The 23,994-nt window shown below is 70.8% G+C and carries 25 protein-coding genes and 1 tRNA gene; 17 read left to right on the top strand and 9 right to left on the bottom strand.

From position 1 onward, the window contains the following. Positions 1-258 precede the first annotated feature (258 nt). Both BJY14_RS15780 and ispF read left to right on the top strand, forming a co-directional pair. Positions 259-741 (top strand): CarD family transcriptional regulator, encoded by a 483-nt coding sequence (locus BJY14_RS15780; RefSeq protein WP_021599843.1) that lies wholly within the window; start codon positions 259-261, stop codon positions 739-741. 34 nt (positions 742-775) lie between these two features. Further along, positions 776-1,246 carry a 2-C-methyl-D-erythritol 2,4-cyclodiphosphate synthase gene (ispF, locus tag BJY14_RS15775; RefSeq protein ID WP_312879249.1) on the top strand — a complete coding sequence of 157 codons (471 nt, stop codon included), beginning with the start codon at positions 776-778 and terminating at the stop codon, positions 1,244-1,246. A gap of 7 nt (positions 1,247-1,253) precedes the next feature. Here ispF and fahA read toward each other — a convergent pair whose 3' ends face one another. Further along, complete coding sequence (gene fahA, locus BJY14_RS15770) at positions 1,254-2,471, bottom strand: fumarylacetoacetase (RefSeq protein WP_179844297.1); 1,218 nt, start codon at positions 2,469-2,471, stop codon at positions 1,254-1,256. Between the two features lie 482 nt (positions 2,472-2,953). After that, entirely contained in the window at positions 2,954-4,009 is a 1,056-nt protein-coding gene (locus BJY14_RS15765; RefSeq protein ID WP_179844296.1) for a DUF2637 domain-containing protein, read from the bottom strand. A gap of 207 nt (positions 4,010-4,216) precedes the next feature. Between BJY14_RS15765 and BJY14_RS15760 the strand changes: the two genes are divergently transcribed. The 7 genes from BJY14_RS15760 to BJY14_RS15730 all read left to right on the top strand — a co-directional run bounded on the left by BJY14_RS15760 (position 4,217) and on the right by BJY14_RS15730 (position 10,698). Next, entirely contained in the window at positions 4,217-4,957 is a 741-nt protein-coding gene (locus BJY14_RS15760; RefSeq protein ID WP_218905402.1) for a DUF6585 family protein, read from the top strand. Positions 4,958-5,062: 105 nt separating this feature from the next. Beyond that, positions 5,063-5,419, top strand: coding sequence for a YciI family protein (locus tag BJY14_RS15755; RefSeq protein WP_218906492.1), 357 nt, complete (start codon positions 5,063-5,065; stop codon positions 5,417-5,419). Further along, entirely contained in the window at positions 5,416-6,669 is a 1,254-nt protein-coding gene (locus BJY14_RS15750; RefSeq protein WP_179844293.1) for an RNA polymerase sigma factor, read from the top strand. The genes BJY14_RS15755 and BJY14_RS15750 overlap by 4 nt, the downstream gene beginning before the upstream one ends. 129 nt (positions 6,670-6,798) lie before the next feature. Beyond that, entirely contained in the window at positions 6,799-7,236 is a 438-nt protein-coding gene (locus tag BJY14_RS15745; protein WP_246395933.1) for a hypothetical protein, read from the top strand. Between the two features lie 80 nt (positions 7,237-7,316). Further along, entirely contained in the window at positions 7,317-8,711 is a 1,395-nt protein-coding gene (gene cysS, locus BJY14_RS15740) for a cysteine--tRNA ligase (RefSeq protein ID WP_179844292.1), read from the top strand. Between the two features lie 126 nt (positions 8,712-8,837). After that, positions 8,838-9,752, top strand: coding sequence for a 23S rRNA (guanosine(2251)-2'-O)-methyltransferase RlmB (gene rlmB, locus BJY14_RS15735; RefSeq protein WP_179844291.1), 915 nt, complete (start codon positions 8,838-8,840; stop codon positions 9,750-9,752). A gap of 40 nt (positions 9,753-9,792) precedes the next feature. Further along, positions 9,793-10,698 (top strand): EamA family transporter, encoded by a 906-nt coding sequence (locus BJY14_RS15730; RefSeq protein WP_312879248.1) that lies wholly within the window; start codon positions 9,793-9,795, stop codon positions 10,696-10,698. Here the strand turns inward: BJY14_RS15730 and BJY14_RS15725 are convergent. Together BJY14_RS15725 and BJY14_RS45220 are read right to left on the bottom strand one after the other, a co-directional pair. Next, positions 10,667-11,839 (bottom strand): RNA polymerase sigma factor, encoded by a 1,173-nt coding sequence (locus BJY14_RS15725; protein WP_179844290.1) that lies wholly within the window; start codon positions 11,837-11,839, stop codon positions 10,667-10,669. The two genes, BJY14_RS15730 and BJY14_RS15725, sit on opposite strands and share 32 nt — an antisense overlap. Next, a complete protein-coding gene (locus BJY14_RS45220; RefSeq protein WP_179844289.1) occupies positions 11,836-12,183 on the bottom strand; it encodes a YciI family protein in 348 nt (115 codons plus the stop codon). The genes BJY14_RS15725 and BJY14_RS45220 overlap by 4 nt, the downstream gene beginning before the upstream one ends. A gap of 162 nt (positions 12,184-12,345) precedes the next feature. On the opposite strand from BJY14_RS45220, the gene BJY14_RS15715 reads away from it, so the two are divergent. Beyond that, positions 12,346-12,418 (top strand) — tRNA-Thr (locus BJY14_RS15715). A 66-nt stretch (positions 12,419-12,484) separates the two neighbouring features. Here BJY14_RS15715 and BJY14_RS44435 read toward each other — a convergent pair. From BJY14_RS44435 to BJY14_RS15700, 3 genes are all read right to left on the bottom strand, one after another. Next, a complete protein-coding gene (locus BJY14_RS44435; protein ID WP_246395931.1) occupies positions 12,485-13,168 on the bottom strand; it encodes a tyrosine-type recombinase/integrase in 684 nt (227 codons plus the stop codon). A gap of 314 nt (positions 13,169-13,482) precedes the next feature. After that, the gene (locus tag BJY14_RS15705) at positions 13,483-14,685 is read right to left on the bottom strand and encodes a helix-turn-helix domain-containing protein (protein ID WP_179844288.1); all 1,203 of its coding nucleotides are present in this window, start codon (positions 14,683-14,685) and stop codon (positions 13,483-13,485) included. Further along, entirely contained in the window at positions 14,682-14,990 is a 309-nt protein-coding gene (locus BJY14_RS15700; RefSeq protein ID WP_179844287.1) for a putative quinol monooxygenase, read from the bottom strand. Before BJY14_RS15700 ends, BJY14_RS15705 begins: the two co-directional genes overlap by 4 nt. Positions 14,991-15,343: 353 nt before the next feature. Between BJY14_RS15700 and BJY14_RS15695 the strand changes: the two genes are divergently transcribed. The 3 genes from BJY14_RS15695 (at position 15,344) to BJY14_RS15685 (ending at position 16,543) form a co-directional block, all read left to right on the top strand. Next, on the top strand, positions 15,344-15,589 hold the full coding sequence (locus BJY14_RS15695) for a hypothetical protein (protein WP_179844286.1): 246 nt from the start codon (positions 15,344-15,346) through the stop codon (positions 15,587-15,589). Then, positions 15,586-15,978: a hypothetical protein gene (locus tag BJY14_RS15690; RefSeq protein WP_179844285.1), complete on the top strand. Its 393-nt coding sequence runs from the start codon at positions 15,586-15,588 to the stop codon at positions 15,976-15,978. The genes BJY14_RS15695 and BJY14_RS15690 overlap by 4 nt, the downstream gene beginning before the upstream one ends. Positions 15,979-16,306: 328 nt before the next feature. Beyond that, positions 16,307-16,543: a DNA-directed RNA polymerase subunit alpha C-terminal domain-containing protein gene (locus tag BJY14_RS15685; protein ID WP_179849418.1), complete on the top strand. Its 237-nt coding sequence runs from the start codon at positions 16,307-16,309 to the stop codon at positions 16,541-16,543. Positions 16,544-16,702: 159 nt separating this feature from the next. On the opposite strand, the gene BJY14_RS15680 is transcribed toward BJY14_RS15685, so the two are convergent. After that, positions 16,703-18,475, bottom strand: a complete 1,773-nt coding sequence (locus BJY14_RS15680) for an IS481 family transposase (RefSeq protein WP_376770044.1) — start codon at positions 18,473-18,475, stop codon at positions 16,703-16,705. A 637-nt stretch (positions 18,476-19,112) separates the two neighbouring features. Between BJY14_RS15680 and BJY14_RS15675 the strand changes: the two genes are divergently transcribed. Continuing rightward, positions 19,113-19,733: a dihydrofolate reductase family protein gene (locus BJY14_RS15675; RefSeq protein WP_179844283.1), complete on the top strand. Its 621-nt coding sequence runs from the start codon at positions 19,113-19,115 to the stop codon at positions 19,731-19,733. Between the two features lie 1,493 nt (positions 19,734-21,226). On the opposite strand, the gene BJY14_RS15670 is transcribed toward BJY14_RS15675, so the two are convergent. Beyond that, positions 21,227-22,006 (bottom strand): maleylpyruvate isomerase family mycothiol-dependent enzyme, encoded by a 780-nt coding sequence (locus BJY14_RS15670; protein ID WP_179844282.1) that lies wholly within the window; start codon positions 22,004-22,006, stop codon positions 21,227-21,229. 672 nt (positions 22,007-22,678) lie between these two features. On the opposite strand from BJY14_RS15670, the gene BJY14_RS15665 reads away from it, so the two are divergent. The 3 genes from BJY14_RS15665 to BJY14_RS15655 are packed head-to-tail and all read left to right on the top strand — an operon-like array spanning position 22,679 to position 23,880. After that, the gene (locus tag BJY14_RS15665; RefSeq protein WP_179844281.1) at positions 22,679-22,981 is read left to right on the top strand and encodes a hypothetical protein; all 303 of its coding nucleotides are present in this window, start codon (positions 22,679-22,681) and stop codon (positions 22,979-22,981) included. Between the two features lie 44 nt (positions 22,982-23,025). Further along, on the top strand, positions 23,026-23,370 hold the full coding sequence (locus tag BJY14_RS15660; RefSeq protein WP_179844280.1) for an ArsR/SmtB family transcription factor: 345 nt from the start codon (positions 23,026-23,028) through the stop codon (positions 23,368-23,370). Positions 23,371-23,373: 3 nt separating this feature from the next. After that, positions 23,374-23,880 (top strand): SRPBCC family protein, encoded by a 507-nt coding sequence (locus BJY14_RS15655; protein WP_179844279.1) that lies wholly within the window; start codon positions 23,374-23,376, stop codon positions 23,878-23,880. Positions 23,881-23,994 lie beyond the last annotated feature (114 nt).

Here is a 23,994-nt window from a genome sequence, read left to right as displayed (position 1 = left end):
CATCCCAGTATGGAACCCGTCCGCACCGCCGGCGGAACGAGGCTTGTAACCAGGGGGCGCTTACCGGTAAAGGCGCGGGGGCGAGATCGCGGTGTTCTTCCGGCTACGCTGGGTGGGGAGAACTGGTCGGCGATGCACCATTAAAGGGGTTTGTCAATACCTCAATATGTGGCTTGACCTGCGCATTTGTCGGGAAGGCGGGTTCGGGCACGCTCGTTTCCGTGCTACCCTGGTTCTAGCGGAAGGGGTACTTGTCACATGACTTTCCAGGTCGGCGACACCGTCGTCTACCCCCACCATGGGGCTGCTCGGATCGAGGCCATCGAGACTCGCACCATCAAGGGTGAGGACAGGACCTACCTGGTCCTGAAGGTTGACAAGGGTGACCTGACGGTACGGGTCCCGGTCGAGAACGTCGAGGACGTGGGCGTCCGGGACGTCGTCGGCCAGGACGGGCTGGAGAAGGTGTTCGAGGTGCTTCGCGCACCCTACACCGAGGAGCCCACCAACTGGTCCCGCCGGTACAAGGCGAATCTTGAGAAGCTCGCCTCCGGCGATGTCAACAAGGTCGCGGAGGTCGTTCGCGACCTCTGGCGGCGCGACAAGGAGCGCGGGCTGTCCGCGGGTGAGAAGCGGATGCTCGCCAAGGCGCGCCAGATCCTGGTCAGCGAGCTCGCGCTCGCCGAGAAGACCAACGAGGACAAGGCAGAGGCCCTGCTCGACGAGGTCCTGGCCAGCTGAGCGGCCGACCGCGTTGAACCAACGGCTCCCTCGGGTGGGCGTCGGTACCGACGTCCACCCGTTCTCGTCCGAGCCCCGGCCCCTGTGGGTCGCCGGGCTCGAATGGCCCGGTGAGGGCCACGGTCTCGCCGGGCACTCCGACGGCGACGTCGCCGCGCACGCCGCCTGTGACGCGCTCCTGTCGGCCTGCGGTCTCGGTGACCTCGGCGCCGTCTTCGGCACCTCCGACCCGCGCTGGTCCGGCGCCTCCGGCGTCGTCCTCCTGCGCGAGGTCGCCCGCCTCGCCGACGAGGCGGGCTTCACCATCGGCAACGTCTCCGTCCAGGTCATCGGCAACCGTCCCAAGATCGGCAAACGGCGCGCCGAGGCGGAGAAGACCCTCACCGAGGCCCTGTCCGGCGCCCCGGTGACCGTCTCCGCCACCACCACCGACGGCCTGGGCCTGACGGGGCGGGGCGAGGGCCTCGCCGCCATCGCCAACGCTCTCGTTCTCCCTCCCCCGTAACGGGCGCCTACGCCAGGGCCGGGAGGACGGTGCCCGTCACCTCGCCCAGGGCGATGCGGGAACCGGAGGCGCCCGGAGCCTGCGCTCGGAGCGTCACGGTGTCGCCGTCCTCCAGGAACGTGCGCTCCGTACCGTCGTCCAGCAGCAGGGGCTCCTGGCCGTTCCAGCTGAGCTCCAGCATGCAGCCGCGCTCCCCGCGCTCGGGGCCCGAGACCGTGCCCGACGCGAACAGGTCGCCCGTGCGGAGCGGGGCGCCGTTCACCGTGGCGTGCGCGAGCTGCTGCGGCGGCGTCCAGTACATCGACGCGAACTTCGGCCGCGCCGCCGTCCGGCCGTTGATCAGGACCTCCAGGTGCAGGTCGAGGCCCCACGGCTCGTCGCAGCGCAGGTAGGGCAGCGGCGCCGGGTCCTGGACGGGCGGCGGGACGCGCGCGGGCTCCAGCGCCGCGACCGGCACGACCCACGACGAGACCGACGTCGCGAACGACTTGCCTAGGAACGGGCCGAGCGGCTGCGACTCCCACATCTGCAGGTCGCGCGCGCTCCAGTCGTTCACCAGCACGAACCCGAACACGTGGTCGCGGAACGCGGAGGCCGGGACGCCGCGCCCGGCGGGGGAGGGGACGCCGACGACGAAGCCGACCTCCGCCTCGAAGTCCAGGCGCCGCGACGGGCCGTAGGCCGGCTCCGGGGCGTCTGCGGCCCGCCGCTGCCCGGACGGCCGGATGATCGGCGTTCCCGTCGGGTACACGGTCCCGGAGCGGCCGTGGTAGGCGACCGGCATGTGCTTCCAGTTCGGCGGCAGCGGCTCGCCCTTGGGCCGCAGGATCCGTCCCGCGTTCGTCGCGTGGTGCTCCGAGGAGTAGAAGTCGACGTAGTCGGCCACCTCGAACGGCCTCTGCATCTCCACGTCCGCGACCGGGATCAGGTGCGGCTCGACCCGGCCGCGGTACGCCTCGTCGGTGAGGAGCTCCGTCACCCGCTCCCGGTTCGCCTGCCAGGCGGCACGTCCCGCGACCATGAAGGCGTTCAGCGACCCGGAGGCGAAGTACCGCCGGTCCTCCACCAGCCCCGCGGCCGACATCTCCGCCAGGTCGAGGACGCGGTCGCCGATGGCCACGCCGACGCGCGGCAGTTCCCCCGGGCGCGAGAAGACCCCGTACGGCAGGTTCTCGATGCCGAAGCCGCCGCCCTGGCCGCTCTCGACCCACGAAACGGTCGTCATGAACCCATACCTTCCCCCGCCGCCTCCCTTTCACCCGGTGCGGCCTGATCAGCCCCGGCGGAAGGAAAAGGAGACTTCCAGATCAGTGCAAAGGCCCCGGAGGCCGTGCCGGGCTCCCTAGAGGGGCGGTCTCGGCGTGGCCTCGGTTGCACGCGAACGCGTGACCTGCCCAGTGGAGCGAAGCCGGAGGCGGGCGGTGGCCTCGGCCACGCACGCGAACGCGTGACCTGGCCGGTGGAGCGGAGCCGGAGGCGGGCGGTGGCCTCGGCCACGCACGCGAACGCGTGACCTGGCCGGTGGAGCGAGGCCGGAGGCGGGCGGTGGCCTCGGCCACGCACGCGAACGCGTGACCTGGCCGGTGGAGCGAAGCCGGAGGCGAGCGGAGCCGGGCAGATCGCGAAGCGATGCCGCGTTCGCCCAGGCCCGGTCACGTAGCGAGCCGCCAGGCGAGCGAAGTGGGCCGGGACTTTTGAAACACAGCCCTAGTCGGCGGGTGGGACGGGGCCGCTGCGGAAGTTGCCCGACGGCGGCGGGTTCCAGTCATCCCTGGCCGCACGGTCGTCCGCGCCGGAGTCTCCGGCGTCGGGGTCTTCGGCGCGGTCGGCGGGCGGGCCGTCGTGATCGTCCTCGTCGGCGTCCTCGCCGGCGTCCTGGGGCGGGGGCATCACGAGGTCGGGGCGGGTGGTCGCGGTGGCAGGGGGCTCCTCGGCGGCGCGGTCGCGGCCCCGGACGAGTTCGACGTCCGTCGGCAGCAGGTCCGGTACCGCGTCCAGCGGGGGGCGCGGCTGCGGCAGCGGGTCCAGCGGCGGCGCCGGCTCCGACGACAGGCTCTCGTCGGCGGCGAAGGGGGCGAACTCCTCCGGCGCGGGCGCGGGCTTCTCGGCGGCGGGCCACTCGGGCTCGTCCTTGAACGGCAGGATCGGCCCGCGCCGCATTTCGGGCTCGGGCTCGCTCACCGGCTCCGGTTCCGGCTCTGGTTCCGGCTCTGGTTCCGGCTCGGCGGGCGCCTCCAGCGCGAGCGGCGGCGCCGCGGGCCCGAGGACCTTGACGTGGCCGCGCTGCGCCTCGACCGGCGCCTCGTCCCCGGCGGCGGGCCGCGCCACCCGGATCTGCTTGACCATCGTCAGCCACAGCCAGACGGCGATCACGAGCATGGCGTGCGGCGCCACCGCCACGCCCGTGCGGACCGCGTCGTCCGGCAGCGGGCCGAACCCGCGGACCGAGTGCTGGACGGAGACCGCGGCGCCCCCGGCGAGCAGCAGGACCAGCAGCGTCCAGCGCGGCAGCCGCGTCCACCAGCGGGCGTTGCGGGTGACGACGAGCGACAGGATCGTCACGGCGGTGAGGGTGTCGGCCATCGCCGGGTACAGCGGCGCCCACCGGCGGCTCACCCCGCCGGCGACGGCGAGCTCGCGCAGCACGTCGTAGGTCAGCGCGAACGCGCCGCCCGCGAGCGCGGCGACGACGAGACCGGCGACGGCGGTGAGCAGCCGCCGCTGCACGGGCGTGTAGGAGGGCCGGGTCGGATCAGTCGGCATGTCTCTCGTTCCGGATGGGAGGGGTCCTCCGCCGAGATTAACGAGCCGGGACGCCGCCGAACCGCAAGTTCTTCGTGATCACTGTGACGCTGCGCACTATAAGTGGGGAGACGTACGGTATTGGTGATGACAGGGCAAGGGAGGCAGTGATGGCGTGCGGCAGGTTCGTGCGTGTCACGCGGGCCCGCGCGGCCGGGTAGCGGCGTCGTGGCGTCCCCTCGGGACCGGCTCGGCGAACCGGTCCGGATCTTCGACGGGCGGGCCGCCGCCCGCCGGACCTGGGCGTGGCTGGCCCTGCTGTGCCTGGCCGCCGCGGCGCTCGTCCCGGCGGCCGTCGTGTACCTGCACGCCCGCGTGTGGTGGGTGGGCGTCCCGGCGCTGCTCCTGTCGATGGGCTACGCGGCCGCCGCCGGATGGATCGCGGGACGCGACCGTCCGCGCTTCCGGGGCCGCGTCGCCGCCCTCCACACCGGGGGCCTGGCGGTCACCGGGCAGGGCGGCGGGGCCCGCACGTGGGACGAGTTCGTCTCGGTGACGGTCGCCGGCGTTCCGGGCGGGCCCGGCGGGCGCGTCCGGTGGTGCTTCACGGTCGTCGCCGACGACGGGAGCGTGCTGCGGCTCGGCGACGACATCCCCGACGTCCGGACGCTCGGCGTGGCCGTCGCCCAGGAGGTGACCGCCCGGATCGTCCCGCGCCTCCTGACGTCGGTGGAGGCGGGGGAGTCCGTCCGGATCGGCCCCTTCGCCGTCGACCTGGACGGCGTCGAGAAGGACGGCGAGCGGCTGCCGTGGAGCGCCGTCCGGGACGTGGTGATCGGGAGCGGGATGGTGACCGTGCGCGCCCGCCCGGGCCGGGCGGATCTGGCGACGGTCGCCTCCCGGATGCCGGACGCGCTAGCGTTCAACGTCCTGTGTCACCAGGTCAGAGACCTGGTCGAAGATTTCTGAAGATTTTTTCGGCGGGGATGTCGAGAACCGGCCGGCCGCTCCGATCGTCCTGCGAACGGGCCCGGAGACGGGCCGCACGACGACGAGGAGACCACCGTGAAGTACATGCTGCTGATCTACAACCGTCCCGGCTTCCTGGAGGAGCTGAGCGAGCAGGAGCGGACCGCGCTGTTCGGCGAGGTCGAGGCGATCATGACCGAGCTGTCGGAGTCGGGCGAGCTGGTCGGCGGGGCGGCGCTGGCCGACCCGTCCCTGACCAGGACCGTGGCGGTCAGGGACGGGCGGCCGGCCGTGACGGACGGCCCGTTCCTGGAGGCCAAGGAGCACTTCGCCGGCTACGTCAGCGTGGACTGCGAGACCGAGGAGCGGGCCCTGGAGATCGCCGCCCGCTGGCCGGACGTCAAGTACGGCGGCTACCTGGAGGTCCGGGCGATCATGCAGGACTCCGGGACGGAGATGTGAGGACGCCCCCGGCCGTCGAGGACCTGCTGCGCGACCTCGCGCCGCAGGTGCTCGGCACGCTCGTGCGGCGGCACGGCGCCTTCGACGCGTGCGAGGACGCCGTCCAGGAGGCGCTGCTCGCCGCCGCCGTCCAGTGGCCGGGGGAAGGCGTTCCGGAGAACCCGCGCGGCTGGCTGCTGACCGTCGCGACCCGGCGGCTCACCGACCAGTGGCGCAGCGAGCGGGCCCGCCGCGACCGCGAGGCGGCCGTGGCCGCGGACGAGCCCGCCGAGCCCGGCCCGGATGAACACCGTGCGGCCGACCGCGACGACACGCTGACGCTGCTGTTCCTGTGCTGCCATCCGGCGCTGTCGCCGTCCTCGCAGGTCGCGCTGACGCTGCGGGCCGTCGGCGGCCTGACGACGGCGCAGGTCGCCCGCGCGTTCCTCGTCCCGGAGGCGACGATGGCGCAGCGGATCAGCCGCGCGAAGCAGAAGATCAAGGCGGCGGGGGCGCGGTTCGCGGCCCCGCCGCCGGACGAGCGGGACGAGCGGCTGCGGGCCGTCCTGCACACGCTGTACCTGATCTTCAACGAGGGGTACACCGCGTCCAGCGGGCCCGACCTGCGGCGCGCGGACCTCACCGCCGAGGCGATCAGGCTCGCCCGGGCGCTGCACCGGCTGCTGCCCGGCGACGGGGAGGCGACCGGGCTGCTCGCGCTGATGCTGCTCACCGACGCCCGCCGCGCGGCCCGCACGGCGGGCGGCGGGCTCCTGGTCCCGCTCACCGAGCAGGACCGGACGCTCTGGGACCCCGAGCAGATCCGGGAGGGCGCCGAGCTGATCACCGACGCGCTCACCTGGTCGCCGCCCGGCCCGTACCAGGTGCAGGCAGCGATCGCCGCCGTGCACGCCGAGGCCGCCCGGCCGCAGGACACCGACTGGCCGCAGATCCTCGCGCTGTACCGGGTGCTGGCCCACCTGGCGCCGAACCCGATGGTCACGCTGAACGAGGCCGTCGCGCTGGCCATGGTGGACGGGCCGTCCGCCGGCCTCGACCTGCTGCGCGCGCTGGACGGCGACACCCGGATGGAGGGACATCACCGGCTGGCGGCCGTCCGGGCCCATCTGCTGGAGGCCGCCGGCGACGCGCCGGCCGCGCGGGAGGCGTACCGGGACGCCGCCCGCGGCACCACGAGCCTGCCCGAGCGGCGCTACCTCGAGTCCCGCGCCGCCCGGCTCAACGAAGGAGACAGCGATGGGAAAGCTTGAGGTCCCCGGCGCGACCCTCTACTACGAGGTGCGCGGCTCCGGGCCGTCCTGCTGCTGATCTGCGGCGGCATCGACGACGCGGCGGGCTTCGCCGGTCTCTCCGGGCCGCTCGCCGACCGGTACACGGTCGTGACGTACGACCGGCGCGGCAACTCGCGCAGCCCGATCGACGGGCCGCCGGAGCGGCAGCGCGTAGAGACGCACGCGGACGACGCGTCCCGCATGGGCGGCGGCGAGGAGGAGGGGCCCGCGGAGCAGGAACCGCCGAGCCCGGAGATGCAGGCGATGTTCGCCCGCTTCGAGAAGAACACCGACTTCTTCGTCGGGTACGAGGTGCCCGGCTTCGGGCGGTACGAGCCCGATGTGGAGGCGCTGCGCGGGTCGCCCGTGCGGATCGTCCCGGCGGCGGGGGCGGATTCCGTGGGCGAGCCGCCTCACCGGGCCGCGCTGGAGCTGGCGGAGCGGCTCGGAACGTCCGCCGAGATCTATCCCGGCGACCACGGCGGCTTCGGCCCGCACGCCGCCGAGTTCGCCGCCCGGCTGGCGGAGACGTTCCCGGTGGAATGACCCCGCGGGACGGCCGGATGGCAGAGTCCGGCCTGTGCGATGCGCCACGTAGCCGGACGCCGATCCAATAACCTGAACCCGTGAGCCTGCGCCTTTACGACACCGGTACCCGTAGCGTCCGCACGTTCGAGCCCCTGGAAGAGGGCCGCGTGGGGATGTACGTGTGCGGTGCGACCCCGCAGGCGGCCCCCCACATCGGGCACCTGCGCTCGGGCGTCATCTACGACGTCCTGCTGCGCTGGCTGCGCGCGTCCGGCTACGAGGTGACGTTCGCGCGCAACGTCACCGACGTCGACGACAAGATCATCGCGGTGTCGGCGGAGCGGGGCGTGCCGTGGTTCGCGGTCGCCGAGGGCAACCAGCGCACCTTCACCCAGGGTTACGACCTGCTCGGCTGCCTGCCGCCGACGATCGAGCCGCGCGCCACCGGGCACGTCCCGGAGATGATCGTCCTGATGCGCCGGCTGATCGACAAGGGCCACGCGTACGCCGCGGGCGGCGACGTGTACTTCGACGTCAAGTCCTGGGCGGACGAGTACGGCGCGCTGTCGAACCAGCGGCTGGAGAACATGCGCTCCGCCGGCGACACCCCCAACGAGGACCTCAAACGCGACCCGCGCGACTTCGCGCTCTGGAAGGGCGCGAAGCCGGGGGAGCCGTCCTGGGAGACGCCCTGGGGGGACGGGCGCCCCGGCTGGCACCTGGAGTGCTCGGCGATGGCGACCCGCTACCTCGGCCCGGTGTTCGACATCCACGGCGGCGGCGTCGACCTGATCTTCCCGCACCACGAGAACGAGATCGCGCAGTCCCGCGCCGCGGGCGACGGCTTCGCGCGCTACTGGCTGCACAACGGCCTGCTCACCGTGGACGGCGAGAAGATGAGCAAGTCGGTGGGCAACGTCGTCCTGCTGCCCGACCTGCTGGGCAAGGCCCGTCCGGTCGAGGTGCGCTACTACCTCGCCTCGGCGCACTACCGGTCGCTGATGGACTACACCGACGACGCCCTCGCCGAGGCGGTCTCCGCCTACCAGCGCATCGAGGGCTTCGTGACGCGGGCATCGGAGCTGGTGGGGGCCGGGTCGCCGGCCTCCGTCCCGGCGGCGTTCGCTTCCGCGATGAACGACGACCTGGGCGTCCCTCAGGCGCTCGCGACGCTCCACGAGAACGTCCGGGAGGGCAACAGCGCCCTGGCGTCCGGCGACCGCGACGCGGTGCGGGAGCGCCTGGCGGCCGTCCGAGCGATGGCGGACGCCCTCGGCATCGACCCGCTCTCGCCGCAGTGGCGGACCTCGGGCGAGGACGACCTGCGCCCCGTCGTGGACGCCCTGGTCAAGGTGGCGCTGGAGCAGCGGCAGGCGGCTCGCGCCCGCAAGGACTACCCGGCGGCCGACGCGATCCGCGACGGCCTGTCGGAGGCCGGCGTCCTCGTCGAGGACACCCCGCAGGGCCCCCGCTGGGAGCTGAAGCGCGGCTGACCGTGCATGGCGCACCCCGCGCGGCGGATAAAATCGAGCGTTCGCGGGGGTTCGTCGCCGTCCGCTGAGATCTTGAGCCGCCCGGCAGGGGCGAGCACGCAATCGTCGCGAGGGGCGTAACCGACAATGGCCAAGAACAAGGGCAAGGGTCCCACCCCCAAGGCCGAGGACCGGCACTGGCACGGCAAGCGCCAGAAGGCCCGCGCCGTCAAGAGCTCCAAGCGCACCGGCACCCCCACGCTGGGGCCGGGCGCGCGCGCCCAGAGCCAGGCCGAGAACCGTCCGGCCGGGCGTCCCGCGGGCGCGCGCCGCGCGACCGGCGAGGTCCCCGAGCTGGTCACGGGCCGCAACCCGGTCGTCGAGGCGCTGCGCGCGGGCGTCCCCGGCACGGCCCTGTACGTCATGTCCGGCAACGACGAGCGGGTGCGCGAGGCGATCCAGATCGCCGCCGACCGCCGCATCCCGCTGCTGGAGACCGGCAAGAACGAGCTGGACCGGCTGACCGACGGCTCCGTCCACCAGGGCATCGCGCTCCAGGTCAAGCCCTACCGGTACGCGCACCCGGACGACCTGCTCAAGGGCAAGGCCCCCCTGGTCGTCGCGGTGGACGGCATCACCGACCCGCGCAACCTCGGCGCGATCGTGCGGTCCGCCTCCGCGTTCGGCGCGACCGGCGTGGTCGTCCCGGAGCGTCGCGCGGCGGGGGTCACGGCCGGCGCCTGGAAGTCGTCCGCCGGCACCCTCGCGAACATCCCGGTCGCGCAGGCCACGAACCTCTCCCGCCAGCTCAAGGCCTACCAGAAGGCCGGCTGCTTCGTCGCCGGCCTGGACGCCGCCGGCGGCGTGACCGTCGCCGACCTGGAACTTGCTTCGGGGCCGTTCGTGCTGGTCGTGGGCTCGGAGGGCAAGGGTCTCGGACGTCTCGTCGCCGACACCTGCGACATGCTCGTCACGATCCCGATGCCGGGCAGGGCCGAGTCGCTGAACGCCGGAGTCGCCGCGGGCATCGCCCTGTACGAGATCAGCCGCCTGCGCGCCTGAGATCGGAAATAATCTCAACGTTCAGATAATTGACGTTGAGGTGAACCAGACGACAGCCCTCCCGGCACCGGCCCTGCGCACCCGCTACGCCTCCGACCTCGTCCTCGCCGCCCTCGCCCCCGCGAGCTGGGGCACCACCTACGTGGTCACCACCACCCTCCTGCCCGACGGCCGCCCCCTGCTCGCCGCCACGATGCGGGCCCTGCCCGCCGGGCTGGTGCTGCTCGCCGCCACCCGCCGCCTCCCGCGCGGCGACTGGTGGTGGAAGTCGATCGTCCTCGGCCTGCTGAACTTCGGCGCCTTCTTCCCGCTGATCTTCTTCGCCGCCTACCGCCTCCCCGGCGGCGTCGCCGCGACGATCGGCTCCGTCCAGCCCCTGGTCGTGGCGCTGCTGTCGATCGGCGTCCTGCGGATCCGCCCGGCCCGCGCCGTCCTGTACTCGGCCCTCGCCGGCACCGGCGGCGTCGCGCTGCTGACCCTCGGCGCCGACGCCCGGCTCGACCCCCTCGGCATCGCCGCCATGCTCACCGCGACGTCCCTCATGGCCACCGCGATCGTCCTGGCGAAGAAGTGGGGACGCCCCGAATCGCCCCTGGTCATGACCGGCTGGCAGCTCACCGTCGGCGGCATCGTCCTCCTGCCGCTCACCCTGGTGCTCGAAGGCGCCCCGTCCTCCCTGACCGGCGAGAACCTCCTGGGCTTCACCTACCTCGGCATCGTCGGCACCGCGATCGCCTACGCCCTGTGGTTCCGCGGCATCGACCGCCTGCCCCCGACGTCCGTCTCGCTCCTCGGCCTCACCAACCCGATGGTCGCCACCCTCGCGGGCCTCGCGATCCTCGGCCAGACCCTCACCCCGTGGCAGGTCGCCGGCTTCACCATCGCCCTGGGCGCCCTCGTCGCCGGCCAGACCCTCAACCGGAGACCGAAGCCCGCCGCCTCCTGAGGAACGCGAGCTCGGCCTCGTCCTCCGTACGCCTCATCGCCTCGCCGTAGGCCCCGGCCGCCTCCGCGTCCCGCCCCAGCCGCCGCAGCAGATCAGCACGCACCGCGTGGAACAGGTAGTACCGGCCCAGCTTGAGCCGCTCGACCAGCTCCAGTGCGGCCCCGGCCCCCTGAACCTCACCGACCGCCACAGCCCGATTGAGCGCCACCACAGGACTCGGCGCCACGACCATCAACTGGTCGTACAGCTGGAGAACCTGATCCCACCGAGTGTCCTCGGCGTTCGCCGCATCACCGTGCACCGCGTTGACGGCCGCCTGGATCTGGTACGGCCCCGGCCGTCCGATCCGGAGGCACCGCCGGACGAGCGCCTGCCCCTCCTCCACGAGCTCCCGATCCCAGAGCCCGCGATCCTGCTCGGCCAGCAGTACCAGCTCCCCGTCCCGCCGCCGGGCGTCCTTGCGGGACTCGACGAGCAGCATCAGCGCCAGCAACCCCAGCACCTCGGGCTCGTCCGGCATCAGCTCCCGCAGCACCCGCCCCAGCCGGATCGCCTCGGCCCCCGACTCCTCGCGCCCCCCGTACCCCTGGTTGAACACCAGGTAGACGACCGCCAGCACACCGGCGAGGCGTCCGGGCAGCTCCTCCTTCTCGGGCACCCGGTACGGAATCCCGGCGTCCCGGATCTTCGCCTTCGCCCGCACCAGCCGCTGCGCCATCGTCTTCTCCGGCACCAGGAAGGCCCGCGCGATCTCCGCGGTCGACAGCCCTCCGAGCAGCCGCAGCGTCAGGGCGACCCGCGCCTCCATCCGCAGCGCCGGATGGCAGCACGTGAAGATGAGCCGCAGCCGATCGTCCTCCACGACGGACGCCTCGACCGGCTCCGCCGCGTTGACCAGCACGGCCTGCGCGTACTTCCCGGCCCGCGCGGCCTCCCGCCGCAGCCGGTCGATCGCCTTGTTCCGCGCCGTCGTGATGATCCAGCCCGCCGGACTGGCCGGCGTCCCCTCGTCCGGCCACCGGCGCACCGCCTCCGCGAACGCCTCCTGCACCGCCTCCTCGGCGACGTCCACATCGCCGAACACCCGGACCAGCACGGCCACCGCGCGCCCGTGCTCCTCCCGGAAGACCCGCTCGATCACCCCTCGCCCTGGAACGGCCGCACCTCGATCGGCAACCCGGTCACCTGCGTGAACCTGGCCGCCACCTTGAGCGCCGCGTCCAGGTCCGCCACCCTGATGACGGCGAGGCCGCCGATGTGCTCCTTGCCCTCCGTCCACGGCCCGTCCGTCGCGATCACCTCGTCCCCCCGCATGGACACCACGGTGCTCGCCTCCGGCTGCTCCAGCCCCCGCCCGAACACCCAGCACTCCTGCCGCTCCAGATCCCGCCGGACCTCGGCGAGCCGCGCCATGATCGGCTCCAACACCTCCGGCGGCGGCACCTCCCCCACCGGCTGGATGATGTTGAGCACGTAGGACTTCATCTCTCCTCCTCCACGAACCCCTGCCCCTCTCCTTCCCCGCGATGCCCACCCGTGCGCACCCCACCCCCAGACGAACGGGCCCCCACCAGATCGACACCCACCCCAGAAGAACTCCCCGTATCCCCCCGAGCCCCCAAGTCGACTACGATGCGGGACGAGCCCGCCGGCGTAGCTCAATTGGCAGAGCATCTGTCTTGTAAACAGAAGGTTAGGGGTTCAAGTCCCCTCGCCGGCTCCCAGCTCAAAGCCCCCTTCCGGCTGTTGGAAGGGGGCTTTTGCTAACGGGTTTGCTAACAGCCGACTACGCCGCGCCGTCGATCCTCTCGGCGAAGATCGTGGCCGCTTCGGCGAGCTGCTCGTTGACGACGTGCGCGTAGACCCGAAGCGTGATGGCGGGGTCAGCGTGCCCGAGCCGGGCCGCGACGACGTGAACGGGAACGCCCGCCAGGAGCAGAGTCGTCGCGTGGACGTGGCGGAGGTCGTGAAGCCTCGCGTGGGGGAGAGGCGTTACGCCGTCCGCTGCGTTGTGCTCTTTGATCAGCGTGGCCATAAGGGACGAGACCGTGTCCGGGTGCACCGGCTCACCCCATCCCGTGGCGAACACGTGGCCGTCCTCTGCGCCCTTCCAGAACTCACCGGCCTTGAGCTTGTCGGCGAGCTGGCGCTTCCGATGGGCCTTGAGGACGTCGACCGTGCCGGGGTCGAGGCTCACGACCCGGGACCGGCCGCTCTTGGTCGTCCCCTCGATGCGCTCGCCGGCGACGAACCCCACCGACCCCTTGATGTGGATCGAGGCTCCAGTTACCGCCACCTGGAGCAGATCCACCCGCCCCATCGCGTCGGCGGCCGACAGGCCGACCGTGATCACCGTGTGTCCGTCGCGGTCGACCTTGACCTCGCCCGTCTCCTGGTTGAGCACCTTGGGACGCGGCGCGGAGACGCACACGAAGATGAGGGCGGAGACGTCGACAGGAATGTTGCGCATGCTGAGTACACCTCTCGTCCGCCTGCTGAGCAGGCGTTACGGACCGAAGGGAGCACACGCCGTCAGGACGAACGAGGTAGCATCGAAGCGCCAACTAGGGTGCTAACCGCATCCGGCCTGGGCGGGTCTCCCGCTCAGGCCACTTTCATTAGTGGCCTGTTTCGCCGTCCAAGAGCGGCCTTCCCGCCCCTGAAACACGAAGAGCGTTCGTGTTGGGCCTTCACCTCCATCAGGAGTGCTTCAGCGTCAACACGAACGCTACCCGGTACTCAGAGGTTCTTCTAGTACTTGGAGTACTAGAAGACGTACTTTTTCTACGCGCCCACCCTCTCCGCGAGTTCTCGCAGGTCGGACGAGGGCGGATCCTGCATAGTCAGCAGATCGGACACGACCTGACGCACGGCCCGATGGTTCCGTACCTGCTCCGGCGTGATCGACTCCGCCTCCAGCAGGGCCGCAACAGCACCATCGACCTGCCGCCGCTGGGCGTGCGCACGCGCGAGGTCGACTTGCAGCCTTGCCCCACGCTCACGGGACAGCGTCGAGGTATCGACTTCGCTCCCGGCCCGAAGAGCGTGGCCGGCGTCGCCCAGCTCTACCGCCACGGTGACCTCATGCAGGACGACGTTCGCCGGGCCGAACTCGGTGTTGTAGTCGTTGCGACCGCTCCCGAGCCGTTCAGCGACCTCACGAGCCCGCGCCAAATGCTCATACGCTACGTCCGCCTGATTGAGCCGAGCCGCAGCCATAGCCCGCTGCAACGTCAGCCCACCCCACAGGGACATGGCTTCCGGCTTGCCCTGGTCGACAAGGAACCACAGCGCGTCAGTAGCCGTCCGGGCGTTCTCCTCGGCCTGGTCGAAGTGCCGCGCTCCCAGGAAGACGAACCCGAGCCGGAAGGCGCCGGCGGCCATCATCAGCGGATCACCCGCACGCTCGGCCGCGACGATGGCGCGGTCAGCGGCAATCCACGAGGCTTCCGGTTCGTTGAGCTTGGACAGGGCCGCCGAGCAGGCTTGATAGGTCGCCGCCAGCAGGTTGAACAGTTCTGCCCGCCGCTCCTCCGGCGCCGATCGCACCGCGGTTTCCAGCGCTGGCACCAAGCCCCGGAGCAAGTCAGCCAGCTCTACATAGTGGCTCTCATGCGCCAGTTCCCAAGCCCGGTCCACCCGCGGCTTGATCTCCGCCGTCGGCGGGACTGGAGCCGAGTGCAGCATCGCCCGAAGCGAGTGAGCGCCCGACAGCACCAGCCGTAGCTCGGCCGACCCCGGCATCTCCTCGCTCGACGCGGCGACAACCGGAGCCTCGGCCGCCAACTCCGAGAGCGGAAGCTCCAGCACCTCGGCGACCTTCTCCAAGACCGACATGCGGTCGACCTTGCGCACGCCGCGCTCCACCTGGGAGACCCAGGCAACGGACCGATCGATCAGCCGCGCCAGTTCAGGCTGAGAAAGCCCGCGCCGCTTCCGCTCCTGTGCGATCCGCCGTCCGAGCGCCCGTTGATACTCAGTGCTCACCCTGTCGTTCCCTTGCCTACCTGGAGGCCCAACCAGTCGACCTCCACCGAGGCGAGCAGGTCATCACGGGCACCGAGAAAGCGCCGGACGTGGTCCTGCTCCTCGTGCGCGTCGAAGGCCGCCCGGTCCCGGTACAGCTCATAGAAGATCCTCTGCAGCGGCTGCCCGTCGACCTTGTGCACCGCGTAGATCAGCGTGCCCGGCTCTTCCGTTTCGATCTTGCCGATCGTCTCGGAGACCAGCTGGTCGAACTTACCGGCGCTCTCTTCGTCCTTGCAGGTGAACCGGACCATCAAGCCGAACATCGGCACCCTCCTTCGTCGCCTCTACGAGATCAGTACTTATTGTGCGGCGCAAGTACGCGAAGTGGCTTGTACTTGAAGTACTGTACCCGTACTTTGAATACCAATCCAAGTTGGTGGGCTCTGACCAGCAAGATCACCGCGATGAGCTGGCCGATCAACCTCGCAGAAGACCGTCCGAAGGAACCCTTATGCCCGTTCCCCCAGACGCCCCGACGCCGGACGCGACAGACACCCATCCACGTCCACCGGGCGGCAACCCACGCGAATGGCGAGACGCAGCACTCGCCTTGATAGCCGCCCTGGATCAGCGCGGCTTAACAGCCAAGCCATGGGGACACGCCGCGGTGATGGCCGTGAACCTCGCAGGGGAGCCGGCACCCGACAACGCCCTGGGCCAGGCGCTGAGCCCCGGCCTGCGCCAAGAGGTCAGGTGCCACCCCCACAACCCCGACCGCGAGCTGTGGTGGCACTGGGTCTGGTCCGGTCCGACCCGCGGATCCGAGCCGGAGCTTGAACCTCTGTGCCCGCTGTGGGAGACCGAACTGGCCGCCGACCGCATCGGACGCGTCCTCGCCCTCACCAAGGAGAGCGACGCATGATCGACGAGTCCGCCATGACCCTGCGGCTATGGGGACGCCGAGCCCGCCGCTTCGTCCGCTGGTTCGGCACCAGAGACCGCCAGGACCGCAAGGCCATGTGGCACCTAGACCGCCTCGCCGAAGCACTCGCCGCCCAGGGATGGCGCACAAGACGACGCTTCCACGTCTCCCCGGCAACCCTGCGCGTCGGCCCCACCAAGCACGCGCCAGCCACGGAGGAACTCAGCGCCACCCACTTCGGCCGATGGGTCTACCTCACCCGCAGCAACCCCCAACCCATCCCCTGCGCCGACCTGGACCAGGCGGTCACCGAGGTCGAGCGCATCCTGTGGGGCCGGCTTCACCAGTCGAGCCCCCGGAAGGCCCGTCACCATGAGCGGCAACGCTGAGACCAGGCGGGCAGCCCGAGTCCTCGCGGAGATGTTCCCCGGAGTCCAAGCCTGGTACGGCGAAGCGACAGGGGAGTGGTGGGCGATGATCTCGCTACCGACCGGGGACCGCCTACTGTCGGCCCCCGACGTCCACCAGCTGCGCGAGCAGATCACCCTTACGAAGGCGTGGCCATGGCGTCAGAGGTGAACACCCCCGACCACTCCCCGCACCACCCAGGCATCGCCACGCGATGCCCGACAACCTGTCTCGGCGTCCACACAGTCGGCGACCTGGTCACCCTCCTCATCACAGCCGCTCGCACGGCTTCCCCAGACGCCACCCACGCTGGCCGCGCCCGGCACACGGGGAGCTGCCCCCCTGTCCTGCCTTCACCTGTCCGTCAGAGTCATCAACGCCCTCAAGTACGCCGACACCCCACCGCGGACCATCGGCGCCCTACTCCACATGATCCGAACCGACCAACTGACCGAAGTCCGCAACATCGGCCGCCGCAGCCTCGCAGAGGTCCACCAGGCCCTCACCGCCACAGGCTTCGACGTCGGCCATACCAACCTGATCTAGATCCGCACACGGCCCCTGTGTTGCCGCCGCAAGGCCCCTGACCAGGCAACCCGGGGGCCGAAGCATGTCCGGAAACCAAGATCACCAGAGGTCCCGCCCCCGTGTGCAAGCTCGGTTGATGGTTGACGTTTTGTGTTCGGGTGATGGTTGACGCCGGTCCTAGGTTTCGTAGGTGATGTGGCCGCTTGCTCGGCGGCGGTTGACCTCCTTGATCAGGGTGCGGGGGTGGATGGCCAGTTCCTGGCCTGCGTGCAGGATGCGGAACTGGGTGTCTTCGCAGATCACGGTGACGACTTTGCCGCGGTGGGTTTGTCCGAGGTGGAGTTTGCAGCCGGCGACCATCAGCGTGCCCTGGCTGGAGACGACCCGCTGAACTGCGGCGGGGCCGGTTTCGGCGAGGGGGGCGGGGTCGGCGGCGCGGGCGCCTTGCAGGCGGGCGCGTTGGTCGCCGGTCAGGGGGCTGGGCCGGGTGCAGGCCAGTGCGCCGTCGTCCAGGACGTGGATCAGGTGGGGGCCGATGCGCAGGGTGAGGCGTCGGCCTGCGAGGGGGAGGCCGACGCTGATCTGTTTTCCGGCCAGGGAGACCAGTCCGGCGGTGTTGACGGTGCGGTCGGCCTCGACCACGGCATCGGCGGGCAGGTCACCGGCGGGCAGCGCGGTGGCCGGCGACGGGCGGCCGGGGCGTGCGCCGCGGGCGTGGAGTCGGCGGAGGTCGTCGCTGGTGAGGGTGACCGGGTGGGTTTTGATGAGCTTGCCGTGGTGGAAGACGTGCAGGGTGGTGGTGCTGACCCAGACCGTCACCTGCCGACCGGCCAGGGTGGGGCCGAGCCAGATCTGTCGTCCGGCGGCGGTCATGTTCCCGCTGGCCGGGACGGTGCGGTCGAACTCCACCGCTGCCGGGACCGCTGCCGACAGGGCGGGGGCCGTGGGCGGACCTGCGGTGGGCGGGCCGGGGGTGGTGGGCACCGGCGCCAGGTCGGCGGGCAGCCGCAACGGCAACGACGCCGACATGTTCTGCCCGGTGCCGGGCCGGGTGGTGAAGCGGGCGGCGGGGGTGGCCATGTCCAGGGCCTGGTGGGGGCGGGCAGTGTTGTAGTCGGCGACCCATGCGTCCAGGGCGTGCTGGGCGTGGTGCAGGCTGGGGAACGGGGCGTGGACGGCCAGGAACTCCTCGCGGACGGTGCGGTGCCAGCGTTCGACCTTGCCGGTGGTGGTGGGTGAGCGGATCTTGGTGTGTCGGGCGGTGATGCCGTTGTCGCGGCAGATCCGTTCGAACAGCACCTCGACCGGGCGGGGGCGGGTGAACCGGCCGGTGAACTGCTTGCCGTTGTCGGTCAGCACCTCCTCGGGCGCCCCGTGCTCGGCCAGGGCGGCGGCGAACGCGGCGCAGACCGCGCGGGCCGAGGCCCGCGACACCAGGCGGGCGATGACGATGAACCGGGAGTGGTCGTCGATGCCGCTGACCAGCTTGACCTCGCGGCCGTCGGTGAGCATGACCCCGCCCATGATGTCGATCTGCCACAGCTGCATGGGTGCGTCGCGTTCCCACCGCTGATACGACGAGCGAGGACGGCGCCGCCCACGGGGGACGACCAGGCCGTTGCGGGCGAGGATCCGCGACAACGTCGCCGTTGAGGGCACCGGATCCACGCCCCGGCGGGCCAGCTCATGCGCCAGCCGGGCCGGCCCCCACCGCGGATGGGCCCTGCGCAGTTCACACACCAGCGCCTCCACCTCGGCCGCCGTGCGATGCGGGCAACTCGCCGGCCGGTGCGACCGGTCCGCCAACGCCGCCAGCCCACCGGACCGATACCGGCCCAACCAGGCGTGCACACTCTGCCGCGACACTCCGTACCGCTCGGCGACCTCGGTCACCGGGCATCCTGCCTCTACTTCCAGCACAGCGCGATACCGCTGCTCCACGACGCTCAGCTCCACCAGCGCCAACCCGACCTCCCCGCGACCGATCCAACGATCACGCGAAAGCCAAGCCAGCCGACAGGGCGTCAAGCATCAACCGATGCCGGAGTGTCAAGCATCAACCGAGGAAGGACACAGAGGTCCCGCCCGCCGGATGAGGACTTTCTCTACGTCTTCAAGGGCGCCCGCAAGCGGGCGCCGGGGCGGCCGTGCCCGGCTCTGCGAGCCGGGCATGCGGCCTGTGCCGTCCGGTCCCGTCTCGCAGCCCGGTCACGGCCGCCCCCAGCAATCTCGCAGGCACCCAAGGGACGAGAGCAAGCCACCATCGGTCAAGGGTCGACTGACCGGCTGGCAGCCGCTCCAGCTCGTCGATCGTCCTCGGCTGCATAGCGATGCCGCTCTGCTTGGGTCCGGTGTAGAACGACATCGCCCTGACCACGTGCGGCTTGGCTCTCGAAGAGGGAGGCCGCCCGGTCATGAGCTTCCGCAGCCAGGAGGAACGACACTGCACTGGCTTCCACGGCTTGCTCAGCCCGAACCTAACTCTCTCCATGCCGTCCGGAGAAGACCTGTCGGCCAGTGGCGCGCGCTGTGCCCATTCGGCACGCATGGTTGCCACAGCACGGCCGGTGCGCCCACGATGGGCGCCATGAAGCTGACGACGATGACACAGATCACCGTGGACGGTGTGATGCAGGGCAACGGTCACGCGACCCCAGAGGAGTTGGCGAGCGGGTTCACACGGGACGGCTGGGCGCTCGGGGCATTCGCCGATGACACCGGCGAGATGATCACCAAGACCTATCAGCGGGCGGACGCGTTCCTGTTTGGGCGGCGCACCTACGAGATGTTCGCCGAGACCTGGGGCACCCGGCCGGAGATGCAGGCGCACCCCATCGGGGTCGCACTCAACGGGGCGGACAAGTACGTCGCATCGAACAGTCTCCAGCAGGCGTCGTGGGGACCCGTCACGCTGCTGTCCGGGGACGCGACCGCGGCGATCAGGGAACTGAAGAAATCGTCATCGGGCGAGATCCAGGTGCACGGGAGCGCGACCCTGATCCGCTCGCTACTGGCCGCCGGCCTTGTCGACGAACTGACGCTGCTGGTGGTTCCCATCCTTCTCGGACAGGGCATGCGGCTGTTTCCAGACGATGGACCCGACGCCGCACTCGAGGTCATCAGCTCCCACACCGACGCAAAAGGCGTCGGCGTGCACGTCTACCGGCCGACCGGACAACCGGATTACCACCCGGCGCGGCCTGCATAGGCAGACCGGCGCAGCCGATAGTTCGGGACGAGGAGGTCGCGCTGGTGAGTCTCTCCGCACTGACTCTGTGGGCTGGGTTCCAGTGGTCAACTGGCCTGGAATGGTGATCATCGTTGAGGCTCACGCCGCTGCGGGGTGGGCGGCTAGCCTCCGGCGAGACAGGCGTGGGGTGACCGGATGCTCCGTCAGAACTTTCGAGGGAGTCGTTGCGGGCTTGGCGAAGCGGACACACGCCGGTCGCCGCGTGCGGCTTGCTAACGCGGGTGCTAACAACGGCCCTGGATGACATTGGACATGGGTGGAACCGAGGAGTCCAGAAGAGGATTACCTAGCAGGTCAGCGGACAGATCTGGATGCGCGTGGACGTCGCCGATCTCCCTTGTAAACAGAAGGTTAGGGGTTCAGTCCCCTCGCCGGCTCGTGCAGGTCAGGCCCCTGTTCCGATCTTGGAATGGGGGCCTTTCGAGTTTCGTTTCGGCGCCTACCTGTCCAAAACCTGTCCGCCTCGTCACGATCTTGCTTTCCCTGCCCTCTTCGCGGCCGACTCGGGCGGCACCGTCAGGAGCTGTTCTGCAGCCCCGTCTGGACGCCAGGCGGGCATGGGTATGGAGGTCCTCGGTGATCCTGGTTTGGAGTGCCCGAGTTTGTCGCTGACGACCTACACCGCCAGGCCGGCTTCCAGCGCGAGCGTCGCCGCCGTGTGCCGCGCCTCGTGCAGCCGGATCACCGGCACACCCGCACCCCGGTGCACCCAGATCCACTCCCGACTCACCCAGCCCGGCGGCCAGCGGCGACCCGTCCTCGCGGAGGGCACGAGCGCCCCGCTCTCCCGGCCGCTTCGGCGGTGCGGGAGCGGGGCGTTCTTCGCGTGTGGTGGATTGTTGACGTTTGGTTAAGTCGTCAAGCGGCCGCCATGAGAGGGGTGTAAAGGCCTTGCCGGGGTCGTAGGCGGTCGCGATCGTCGCAAGTTCCAGGTCGCCGGTATTTCCCCCGAGGCCGCCGCACCGAGCATGCCCCAGGGCGGCTCGACCTGAGGCTGAGCCTTCCCACGGTCGCCATCCGACCGAGTGGCATCCCTGCGCACCGCCGGCGGTGCGCAGGGCGCTCGGCTCACCGCCGTCACCTTCGTCGCCTCATCCGCGCCCCGGCGAGCGCCTTTGTCGGGTCCGCCTCGGTGGGAGGCGCCGCGCTCACGGCTGGCCCCCGGCGGTACTCCCTGATCTGCGTGGGTGTCGCAGATCAGCCCACGTCGAGGCGTGCTCGGCCGGTCATCCAGCGGCGATTGGGCAACGATTTCGGGTCTGTCTCGTACCGTCCCGCCGGTCTTGGCGCGAACCGCGCGACAGCCCGACCCACGACATCCGGACGGGTTCCTGAACGGGGACGCCCGCCCCATGTCCGGTCGTCGCACGCGCGCCCGTGTCGCGGAAGGTGACGGTCGGCGGCGTCGGGGCCAGCCCCGCCGTAAGCGTCGTGCCCGATGCGGTCGTGGATCAGCCGTCGGTGACCCAGTCCATGTGCTCGATCCAAAGGTCGAGCAGTGCTCGATCTCCTTGGACGTTCAGCGTCGGGGCCTTCCTGAGTGGGCGACGCCTGCTGAGCACGAGCAGTAGCTCGCTGGCCGGGCCGCTTACTACGACGTCCGCCTCGGTGTGGGTGTGCTCCAGGACGACCCTGTCGGCCTCCCGGCGGGCCAGCCACTCGCCGGACGCGTCGGTGGCGTGGAAGTGCAGGGTCTGGCCGCTGCCGCGCATCGCATCGGCGAAGTCCGGCCTGTTCTCCCAGTAGCCGCGAGAAGTCATCGTGTCCAGCCAGTCCTCGACGGCCGCGACGGCGGGCTCCGGTTCGAGTTCGTACCGCGTGCCGAGAGCGGCGGCCGCGTCCGCGCGATGTACGCAGGCCTCGCCGAACAGCCGACGCGACCAGAACGGGACACCCGCGCCGGCGCCGGACGGATCCCACACCGGCGTGTCATCGGAGACCGAGGCGAACGCCTGCTCCGCCTCGGCCGCGCCGTCGGTCAGCCAGGCGCGCCACTGAGTCGGATCGGTCGGCCCCGGTACGTAGCCGGCGTACGCCCTGCTCGGCTCGGTCATCCGCTCGCCCACCAGCATGGTCACCATGCGCTGTACCGAGCCGACATGGTCGACGAGATCGGCCAGTGTCCATTTCGGACAGGTCGGCACCGGGGCGATCGCGTCCCGGCCGTCCACCCAGCCGGCGAGCGTGTTCGTCTGTTCGACGACTGCCTTCAGATACGCGGATGTGTTCATCGCTGCACCTCCAGGTGCTTCGTCGATGTCATGCGATCGGTGCCTTCGCGAGTAAGCACCACGCCATGGACAGTGAGATGCCGTCGTTGGCGCGCCGGCCGGAACCGCCTGTGCGGGGCCGCCGGCGGCGCCAAGCTCCAGCCACTCCCCTGACGTGGGCGCGTCGAAGAGCCGTCGGTGGCGATTCGATCGTGGTTGAGGGCCTTTCCCATGTTGATGAGGCTAGAGGCCGGTCCGCTACGTCGGTATCAGTCGAATTACTGGCGTTTGAGCCGTCGGCCACCGCGGAGCGGATACCGGCCTAAGGATCTCATCCTCCACCTCGCCGAAATTCAGCTCACCGCCGAGTGACCAGCGGAGCCGGGGAGCGAACTCGGGAACGTGCGGGACGATCCGGGCCTCATCGCGCAGCGACCGAGCCACGCGCGTCGGTGTCCGGCGAGACCTTCCGAGCCGCTTTCACGAAGAGCCGACCGCCCGCGGCGTGCACGGTGGCGGCGACATCGACTTGGTTCACGGCCGGCGCGGGCTCGACTTCGCGGATCCTGACGTAGGCGGCCGGGTCCTTGCGGGCCTCGCTGCGGATCTGCCCCCGCGGGTCCTTGACGGCCGCGGCGTGCGGGCTGGCCGCCCGGTCGAGGTGATGGTCGTCGGAACCTCCAAGCGCGCTGCGTGCGGGTGGTGCCCGCGACTCCGGGTGCGCGCTACGACCCGGGGCCGCGGGTCCTGGCGGCGCTGGGGCTGGCCTTCGGTGGCGTGCCGATCGCCTTGCCTGCCTGGATGATCGAAACGGCGCCGCGTGCCGTGGAAGCCGCCTCGGTCCTTTGGGTGGCGGTGTTCGACCTCTCGGTCGGCCTTGAAGCGCTTGCCGGGGGCGTCGTCGACGACTTGATCGTGAGCTTCCGGTGGTTTGGTGGCCGGCTTGGGGGTGTCGGTGGCGAGGGTGGCGATCGTCATCTGAGGAGGCACGTCTGAATCTTCGGGGTTGTTGCATGCCGATATCGGCATATGATGAGGTCATGGCACGGGCAGCGACGACGTCGGACGTGTTCAACGCGATCGCCGAGCCGCAGCGCCGGGAGATCCTGGTGCTGTTGCGGGAGGGGGAGCGGTCGGTGACCGAGTTGGCCCGGGAGTTGGGGATGACCCAGCCGGGGGCGTCCAAGCACCTGCGCGTGCTGCGGGAGGTCGGGCTGGTGCGTGACCGCAAGGCGGGAAAGCAGCGTCTCTACGGCCTGGACGCCCGGGGGCTGCGGCCGATCCATGAGTGGGCCGGCGGGTTCGAGCGGTTCTGGAACGAGAGCTTCGGCCGGCTGGACGCTTACGTGCAGGACCTGAAGCAGACAAAGCAGGAAGAGGAGTAGCCGATGAGCGCGACGGGACGGGGAGCGTCGGCGCGGTCCGCGACGGCCGACCGCGAAATCGTCATCACCCACGTCATCGACGCCCGACCGGAGTTGGTGTTCGAGGCGTTCACCGAGGTGCGGCACCTGTCGCAATGGTGGGGACCGGAAGGGTTCACCACCACCACGCGAGCGTTCGAATTCCGAGTCGGCGGTGAGTGGGAGTTCGTGATGCACGGACCGGACGGGACGGACTACCAGGAGTGGATCTCCTGGACCGAGATCGCCCCGCCGGAGCGGATCGCGCTGCTGCACGGTGAGTCCCGCAACGACCCGAACGCCTTCGAGTCGGTCCTGACGTTCGAGCCCGACGGCCCCGCGACCCGGATCGAGATGCGCACGGTGTTCCCGACCAAGGAACTGCGCGACGAGGCGGCCGAGAAGTACCACGCGGTCGAGGGCGGCCAGCAGACCCTGAGCAACCTGGCCGGCTACGTCACCGAGATTCTTCGGAAGGGAACGGAGGGCTGACGGTCGGGAAGGTGCTTGAGGGCGAGGAAAGTCAGCAGTGAGAACGATCCTGCTTCGGGGTCGACGCGTGGGACCTCAGCCTGGGGCGAGCCCGGCTGGTAGCCAACGATGACC

The organism is Actinomadura luteofluorescens (assembly GCF_013409365.1).
Taxonomy (GTDB): Bacteria; Actinomycetota; Actinomycetes; order Streptosporangiales; family Streptosporangiaceae; genus Spirillospora; species Spirillospora luteofluorescens.
This window is presented reverse-complemented; position numbering and strand designations above follow the sequence as displayed.